Source organism: Shimia marina, assembly GCF_001458175.1.
Lineage (GTDB): Bacteria > Pseudomonadota > Alphaproteobacteria > Rhodobacterales > Rhodobacteraceae > Shimia > Shimia marina.
Genome location: NZ_CYPW01000032.1, coordinates 1 through 7,530, shown reverse-complemented (window position 1 = coordinate 7,530; position 7,530 = coordinate 1). Strand labels below are relative to the sequence as shown.

Annotated in this window: 7 protein-coding genes and 1 tRNA gene; 5 read left to right on the top strand and 3 right to left on the bottom strand. The window is 57.7% G+C overall.

Translation table 11 applies throughout. The features are described from left to right. The 5 genes from SHM7688_RS20090 to SHM7688_RS16245 all read left to right on the top strand — a co-directional run. Positions 1 to 712: citrate/2-methylcitrate synthase (locus SHM7688_RS20090; RefSeq protein ID WP_306341273.1), on the top strand; the 712-nt coding region annotated here is incomplete at its 5' end. Positions 713 to 843: 131 nt separating this feature from the next. Continuing rightward, positions 844 to 1,839, top strand: coding sequence for a YeiH family protein (locus tag SHM7688_RS16260; protein ID WP_058241012.1), 996 nt, complete (start codon positions 844 to 846; stop codon positions 1,837 to 1,839). Positions 1,840 to 1,860: 21 nt separating this feature from the next. Then, complete coding sequence (locus SHM7688_RS16255) at positions 1,861 to 4,671, top strand: molybdopterin oxidoreductase family protein (protein ID WP_058241011.1); 2,811 nt, start codon at positions 1,861 to 1,863, stop codon at positions 4,669 to 4,671. Between the two features lie 79 nt (positions 4,672 to 4,750). Further along, positions 4,751 to 5,512 (top strand): 4Fe-4S dicluster domain-containing protein, encoded by a 762-nt coding sequence (locus SHM7688_RS16250; protein WP_058241010.1) that lies wholly within the window; start codon positions 4,751 to 4,753, stop codon positions 5,510 to 5,512. Continuing rightward, the gene (locus tag SHM7688_RS16245) at positions 5,512 to 6,387 is read left to right on the top strand and encodes a dimethyl sulfoxide reductase anchor subunit family protein (RefSeq protein WP_058241009.1); all 876 of its coding nucleotides are present in this window, start codon (positions 5,512 to 5,514) and stop codon (positions 6,385 to 6,387) included. Before SHM7688_RS16250 ends, SHM7688_RS16245 begins: the two co-directional genes overlap by 1 nt. Here SHM7688_RS16245 and SHM7688_RS16240 read toward each other — a convergent pair. The 3 genes from SHM7688_RS16240 to SHM7688_RS16235 all read right to left on the bottom strand — a co-directional run bounded on the left by SHM7688_RS16240 (position 6,384) and on the right by SHM7688_RS16235 (position 7,515). Next, positions 6,384 to 7,034: a DUF1523 family protein gene (locus SHM7688_RS16240; protein WP_058241008.1), complete on the bottom strand. Its 651-nt coding sequence runs from the start codon at positions 7,032 to 7,034 to the stop codon at positions 6,384 to 6,386. The genes SHM7688_RS16245 and SHM7688_RS16240 overlap by 4 nt on opposite strands. An 11-nt stretch (positions 7,035 to 7,045) precedes the next feature. Then, the gene (locus tag SHM7688_RS19785; protein WP_158500707.1) at positions 7,046 to 7,186 is read right to left on the bottom strand and encodes a hypothetical protein; all 141 of its coding nucleotides are present in this window, start codon (positions 7,184 to 7,186) and stop codon (positions 7,046 to 7,048) included. A gap of 252 nt (positions 7,187 to 7,438) precedes the next feature. Further along, a tRNA-Met gene (locus tag SHM7688_RS16235) sits at positions 7,439 to 7,515 on the bottom strand. Positions 7,516 to 7,530 lie beyond the last annotated feature (15 nt).

Here is a 7,530-nt window from a genome sequence, read left to right as displayed (position 1 = left end):
CCGCAACGGACGTGATCCTGTGCCCGCCGACAAAACACTCAGCCATGCCGCGAATTGGCTCTGGATGCTGAAAGGGGAGACACCTTCCGAGGACGCCGCCAAGCTTGCGGATGTGGATTTTATCCTGCACGCCGAACACGGCGCCAATGCGTCTTCATTTGCCGCGCGCGTGACCATAGGCACAGATACAAACCTTCATGGCGGCATCGTGACCGCGCTCTCCACGCTGGCAGGTCCAGCCCATGGGGGCGCAGCAGAAGACGTGATGAAAATGGTGCAGGACATCGGCACGCCAGAAAACGCGGCCGCCTATGTCAAAGCAAAGCGCAAGAACCGCGAAGCTGTCACCGGCTTTGGCCACCGCGTCTACCGTGCAGAGGATCCGCGCGCGCGCCACATGCGGGATGGCGTCAAGAAACTCGGCGAAGAAATGGGCGCGCCGGAATGGTATGAAATCCTGCAAGGCGTCGTCGACGCCATGAAGCCTTACGCGCGCCACGGCCTAAACGTGAACGTCGACTTTTACTCCGGCGTCATCTACCAACTACACGGCATCCCGATGGATCTCTATGTGCCGATCTTCGCAATTGGCCGTATGCCGGGCTGGATCATCCAGTGCATGGATCAGCAAGACAGCAACATCTTGATCCGCCCCCTGACACTCTACAATGGTCCAGACGTGCGCCCTTACACGCCTGTGTCAGAGAGATAAATCCCCGCCCAACGCCAACATTGCCTTGACCAACAGGACTGGTTTGTCTCTGCTGACAGAAAGAAGGATTTTCCCGCTTGCGTGCGACAAACAGAACTGGATCCCCAAGCCACCTCTCCTCGCAGATCAAAATGCGCACAAAGGAGGCGTTTCATAAGAACTTCCCCGGTGTCGCCGTCGCAATTACCGTGGCCGCTACGGCGCAACTTCTCTCAGAACATCATGGCGCGCCGGCTATGCTGCTGGCCCTCCTCTTTGGAATCGCCCTGAACTTTCTTGGGGAGGAGGGCCGCACCGTGGCCGGTGTCGGCTTCTCGGCCCGCACCCTCCTGCGCATTGGCGTTGCCCTGTTGGGTGTACGTATTTCTGCCATGTCGGTGATGGCTCTGGGTTGGCCTCTGATCGCTTTGACCATTCTGGGCGTCGCAACCACCATTGGTTTTGGTCTGTTTATCGCCCGATTTCTGGGCCACAAGTGGCGGTTTGCCACGCTGACCGCAGGGTCCGTTGCCATCTGCGGCGCCTCTGCCGCTATGGCTATCGCCGCCATCCTGCCTAAGGATGACCGCAGCGAAGAACGCCTGCTCTTCACGGTGATGGGCGTGACCGTGATGTCCACCATCGCCATGATCGCCTATCCGGCCATCGTGACCCAACTTGAGTTGGGTGATCAAATGGCCGGTGTCTTCTTAGGGGGCACAATCCATGACGTGGCACAGGTTGCAGGCGCAGGGTTTTCCATATCTCAGGAAGTCGGCGACACGGCGGTCCTGGTCAAGTTGATCCGCGTGTCCATGCTGGCCCCCGTTGTTCTGATTGCGTCGCTCCTGATCCGCAGCTTTGTAAAAACCCCCACAACCGGCGAACGCCCCCCAATTCTGCCCGGGTTTGTGCTCGGCTTTTTGGCGCTGGCAACACTCAACACATTTGGCGCGATCCCTGCGCCAATCTGTGACCTTCTCAGCGACATGTCCCGCTACTTCCTTCTCACAGCAGTGGCCGCTGTGGGCATGAAAACCAATCTCAAACAGGTGCTCGGCGTTGGCGGTGCAGCCATTGCGCTCATCATTGTCGAAACCCTGTTCATTGCAGGCTTTATTCTCGCGGGGATTTACTTGCTCACCTAGAAACGCGCCAAGGGAGGCCAGATGACATTCCAGCAACCCACCCTCAACACCTCTCCAAAAGTCTCTGACGAGATCCGCCAGACAACCTGTTACATGTGTGCCTGCCGATGCGGCATCAATGTGCACATGAAGGATGGTAAGGTCGCCTATATTGAGGGCAATCGCGACCACCCGGTGAACAAAGGCGTGCTCTGCGCCAAAGGCTCCGCAGGGATCATGCAGGTGAACGCGCCTTCACGGCTCAAAAAACCCCTTAAGCGCGTTGGCCCACGCGGATCTGGCGAATTTGAGGAAATCAGCTGGGAAGAGGCGATGAACATCGCTGTTGGCTGGCTCACCGAGCTGCATGAAACAGCGCCACACAAATTGGCGTTCTTCACCGGTCGCGATCAATCACAAAGCTTCACAAGCTTCTGGGCCCAGCACTTTGGCACGCCCAACTACGCAGCCCACGGCGGATTTTGCTCGGTCAATATGGCGGCGGCAGGCATTTACACAATGGGCGGAGCCTTCTGGGAATTTGGGCAGCCGGATTGGGACCACACAAAACTCTTCATGATTTTTGGCGTCGCTGAAGACCACGACAGCAACCCGATCAAAGCAGGCATCGGCAAGCTCAAAGCACGCGGGGCCAAGGTCATTGGTGTGAACCCGGTGCGCTCCGGCTACAACGCCGTGGCAGACGAATGGGTCGGCATCACACCGGGCACCGACGGGCTGTTTATTCTCGCCCTCATTCATGAGCTGATGAAGGCGGGCAAGATCGACCTGCATTACCTCGCACAATACACCAATGCAGCCGTGCTGGTAGACGCGGAAACCGGCCTCCTGATGCGCGATGCTGACGGCAAAGAACTGGTCATTGACCGCACCACCGGCAAACCCACGCCTTTTGACCAAAAGGGCGTGCGCCCCGACCTGTCCGCGACCTATCGCAAAGCAGGCGTCACCCATCGCACGGTGATGCACCTGATGGCGGAGAAATACCTTGATCCCCAATACGCGCCGGAAAACGTGGCCGAGAAAACCGGCATCTCCGCCCAAAAGATCAAAACCATCGCCGCCGAACTGGCCCGCGTCGCTTTTGACGAAGCCTTTGAGCTGGAACAGGACTGGACGGACTTCCGTGGCGAAACCCACAAGACCATGACAGGTCGCCCGGTCAGCTTCCACGCCATGCGCGGAATTTCCGCCCATTCCAATGGTTTCCAGACCTGCCGCGCCCTGCATGTGCTGCAAATCCTTCTGGGCACGGTCGAAGTTCCCGGCGGTTTCCGCTTCAAGCCCCCCTATCCCAAGCCGGTGTCCGCTCACCCAACGCCACACGGCTATGGCCGCCCGGGCAAACCCCTCGCTGGTCCGCATCTCGGCTTCCCGCGTGGCCCCGAAGACCTGCAGATCAATGAGGACGGCACGGCCTGCCGGATTGATAAGGCGTTCACATGGGAAAACCCCATGTCCGTGCATGGCCTCATGCATATGGTGATCTCAAACGCCCACGCCCAAGATCCTTATCCGATCGACACGCTGTTCATGTACATGGCCAACATGTCGTGGAACTCCACGATGAACACCTCTGGCGTGATTAAGATGCTGACCGACCGCAATGATGATGGCGGCTATCGCATCCCACGCATCATCTATTCCGATGCCTACAGCTCAGAAATGGTCGCTTACGCCGATCTGATCCTGCCAGACACCACCTATCTGGAGCGCCACGACTGTATATCGCTGCTCGACCGCCCCATTTGTGAGGCAGACGGTGCCGCTGACGCCATCCGCTGGCCGGTGGTGGAGCCGGATCGCGACGTGCGCGGCTTCCAATCCGTCCTGATCGAGTTGGGCGCGCGCATTGGCCTGCCGCATTTCCTCAATGAGGATGGCACCCCCAAATGGAAAGACTACGCCGATTATATCGTGAATCATGAACGTCGCCCGGGCGTCGGCCCGCTCGCGGGCTTCCGTGGCGAGGAGGGCGATCAGTTTGGCCGCGGCAAGGTGAACCCGGAGCAGCTACAGCGCTACATCGACAGTGGCGGCTTCGCCATCGAACATGTGCCCGAAAATGCGCGCTACATGAAGCCATGGAACCAGCACTATCAGGACTGGGCGGTGAAAATCGGCCTCTTTGATGCACCGCAGCCCTTCCTGTTCCAGCTTTATGTCGAGCCGATGCGCAAGTTCCAACGCGCCGCCGAGGGGCATGGGGGCATCCAGCCACCGGACCATCTGCGCGACCGCCTCAAACAGGTCATGGACCCGCTTCCCATCTGGTATGAACCGCTGGAAGATGGCCGCGTGGATCCTGACGAATTCGATGTCCACGCGCTCACGCAACGTCCTATGGCGATGTACCACAGTTGGGGCACGCAAAACGCCTGGCTGCGGCAGTTGCACGGGGAAAACCCGCTCTACCTGCCAACCAAACTCTGGAACAAACATGGTTTTGAAGAAGGCGACTGGGCACGCGTGACCTCTGCGCATGGCGCTATCACTGTCCCTGTGGCCCATCAGTCAGCATTGAATGAAAACACCGTCTGGACGTGGAATGCCATTGGCAAGCGCCGTGGCACCTGGGCGCTCTCTGAAGATGCGCCGGAAGCCAACCGGGGCTTTTTGCTCAACCATCTGATCCACGAGCTTCTGCCGCCCAAAGGGGATGGCCTGCGGTGGGCCAATTCTGATCCCATCACCGGACAGGCCGCTTGGTTTGATCTGCGTGTGAAAATCGAAAAAGCGGCCGTGCCTGTTGTGGCGCAACCGACCTTTGCCCCCATCACATCACCTGTGCCGCAAGGTCCGGAAACACTCACATGGAAGGTCGGCAAATGAGTATGACCTCAATTCAAAGAGCGAGGCTCCGCACCTCCGCGATAAAGCTGCAATACCGACGCAATACAGAGGTCAAAACATGACTGATCTCCCAACCCAAACCGACCGCAGCCTCGGCCTTGTGATTGATCTGGACACCTGTGTTGGCTGCCACGCCTGCGTGATCTCCTGCAAAGGCTGGAACACGGAAAACTATGGCGCGCCTTTGTCTGATCAACGCCCCTATGGCACAGAACCCATGGGCACATTTCTAAATCGCGTACACAGTTATGAGGTGCAGCCCGAGGACGGCACAGCGCAGACCGTCCACTTCCCAAAGTCTTGTTTACATTGCGAAAGCGCTCCCTGCGTCATCGTCTGCCCAACGGGCGCGAGCTACAAGCGGGTTGAGGATGGTATTGTTCTGGTGAACGAGGATCACTGCATCGGCTGTGGCCTCTGCGCATGGGCCTGCCCCTATGGTGCCCGCGAGTTGGATCAGGAAGAGGGCGTGATGAAGAAATGCACGCTGTGTGTCGATCGCATCTACAATGAAAACCTGCCCAAAGAAGACCAAATCCCCTCCTGCGTGCGCACCTGTCCTGCTGGTGCCCGCCACTTCGGCGACCTGTCTGATCCCAATTCAGACGTCAGCCAACTTGTTGAAAGCAGAGGCGGATTCGACCTCATGCCGGAAATGGGCACCAAACCTGTGAACAAATATCTGCCCCCAAGGCCCAAGGATTCCTGGGATGATCAAAGCCTTTTGGCCCCGCTTCTGAAACCTGTGGCCGAAGAACCGGTCGGCTTCCTCGGATGGCTCGACAAAGCGCTTGATAAACTGCCCGGAGGGTCTGCCTGATGCACCCCGCACCATCCGTCATCATCTTTTCCACCCTCTCTGGTCTTGGGTTCGGCCTTCTATTCTGGCTTGGCATCGACCTCACGCCCCCCACAGGCGGAGTGGCTTTTGCTTTCTTTTTCATAGGCTTTGCGTTGGCGGTTGGCGGGCTTTTGTCCTCTACCTTCCACCTTGGCCACCCAGAACGCGCCTGGCGTGCGCTTAGCCAATGGCGGACCAGTTGGCTCAGTCGCGAGGGCATCTGTGCCGTCGCCGCGCTCTGCGTCATGGGGCTCTATGCGCTCTGCCTGATCTTCTTTGCCACACATATCGTGATCTTAGGCTGGATCGGAGCGCTACTGTCACTGCTGACTGTCTTTACGACTTCGATGATCTATGCTCAGCTCGATACTGTCCCGCGTTGGAAAACCCCATTAACGCCAGCACTTTACCTCAGTTTCTCCCTGGCAGGGGGGGCTCTGCTGTCAGGCCGTATCACGATTGCAATCGCCTTGCTGGCCATCGCGGCTGTCATCCAAATCTTCTGGTGGATAAGGGGCGACAACGCGCTAACCATTAGCGGCACAGACATGGGCACCGCCACAGGATTGGGCGAACGAGGCACTGTGCGTTCTATGGCGCATCCACACACCGCGCCGAACTATCTGGTCAAGGAGTTCATCTATGTGATCGGCCGCAAACACGCCCAGAAACTGCGTGTGATTGCTTTTGTGCTCACCTTCGCGCTGCCCTTGGTGATCTTGGCCCTTCTGCCTTTCAGCCACATCCTGGCCGCGATTGCTGTACTCAGCCATATCGCAGGCGTTGCCACATCCCGCTGGCTGTTCTTTGCAGAGGCCGAACACGTCGTCGGCCACTACTACGGCATGCGTTAACGCGCCTTCCCGCGCCAGGTATCAAGCCAGGCGCGGAACCGGCCGCGCTTTTCGGTGATATTGTCGCCAGCGGCATCCCAGCTGTCCGCCACATCATTGAGCACAGGGTCGATCCGCGCCTCTCGGAAACGCCGCCAGCGCACATAGACCGCCCAGAAAAGCGCCACCATAAGTGTCAGGAAAATGATGTTGAACCATGGAATGATGGTCACATCCGGCCCGGCTACAGGTTTGATCCCCACAGCGTTGGGAAAGGCTGAAAAGAACTCGTTGCGCCAGCCATAATGTGTGATCACCACCCACTCGGGATCGGCCTTGGTGGACACCAGATCACTCGCTTCTGTATAGAGGTTGGCCGTGTCAAACTTGAAGTAGGGAGGCCAGCTCCAACCCGTATCTTCATTGCGATAGACCCGCGCATTTTCATTGGCATCAAAGGCCTGAATGAACTGCACATCCCGGTTGATCAGCCCTGCGGATTGCTTGTCTGGTTTCGACCAGAAAATTCGCGTCCAATCTCCGAGTTCCTGCCGCTCCTCGTAGGTGCCAACAACCCGCACCACATCATGCTGTGGCAGCGTATAATGCAGCCAAGCTGCCAAGCCGCCCCAAACGAGGACGCGGAGAATCCATTTAGCATAAACCATTTAAGTTGCCCTTACATAGAGTTGATCACGTAGATGAGGATCGCCACAAGCGTCACAGAAACGATATAGACACCTAAGATCAATTTGCGACGCAAAGAGCCATCATAATCTTCAAGAGCCAGTGCAATTGGCGCCTCTGTATCTCTTGTCATGAAATTGATCCAACAGCACCTCAGAACGATGATCGATAAAGTGGTCGTCACCGCCCAATGAGGCGGATGACGATCTCACCATTGATCTCATCGGTGACTTGGCAGGTATCCTGTCGGTCGCCACCTCGTCGGACAGTAGCCGCGTCGCAGCGGAGCTTTCTAAAATTCAACCTATGCAACAAGACCTTAGCTCTAAAACGCAAACAGCCCCCAATAGGGGCTGTGTGTCTGCGCTGACCTCGCAAGAGGTGCTGGTTGCGGGAGTAGGATTTGAACCTACGACCTTCAGGTTATGAGCCTGACGAGCTACCGGGCTGCTCCATCCCGCGACGCTTTTGCCTTTT